Origin of the sequence: Pseudomonas fluorescens (assembly GCF_902497995.1) — a bacterium.
GTDB lineage: Bacteria > Pseudomonadota > Gammaproteobacteria > Pseudomonadales > Pseudomonadaceae > Aquipseudomonas > Aquipseudomonas fluorescens_BK.
Genome location: NZ_CABVII010000068.1, coordinates 1 through 562, shown reverse-complemented (window position 1 = coordinate 562; position 562 = coordinate 1). Strand labels below are relative to the sequence as shown.

At 52.5% G+C, this 562-nt stretch carries 1 pseudogene; it reads right to left on the bottom strand.

The window, feature by feature from the left end:
* Positions 1-562 (bottom strand): annotated as a pseudogene (locus tag F8N80_RS31870) (lipase family protein); the annotation flags it as partial.

Genomic DNA, 562 nt, shown 5'->3' with positions numbered 1-562 from the left:
GAGTAAGGGATATCTTCGTAGAGGGGGTAAAAACGGTGTGATTGCTTCGGATCAATTCGCCAGGCTTCGTGATACACCGAAAGCTGTTCAGCGAATAAATTTCCAACGCTCGGATCTAACGGAAACCGAACTTCGTCTAACGGTCTTTCTGCGGGGACCTGCCCAAAATCGCAGTAACTCAACGCAGCAAACAATGCCAGTTGGCATAGGTTCAAGGCGCAGAAGCTGTCTTCGGTGGATAACATTGGACGTAACGCCCGTCGGGGTCGTACTTCTAGAACGGTGTGCTTGTTGGGGAACAGTACGATACCCACCAATGAGGGCTGAGGCGGGCCGAAGCCCAGATCGGCCATCATTTTCAATGCGTGACGCTTGGGTCGCAAAGCTGACGAAGCAGGTCGGGGCAGATGAGCGCTATGGCGTACCAAATCGCTTACTTCAACCTGATAAACTCCATCCGCTTGTGGGTAGGCAGGCGCCCCCTCAACGCGTCTTCCGTCAGCACTAGCAAAAAAAGTTCGCTCAGCGCGAATTTGAAGTTCGGTGATAGGTAGTTTGTACG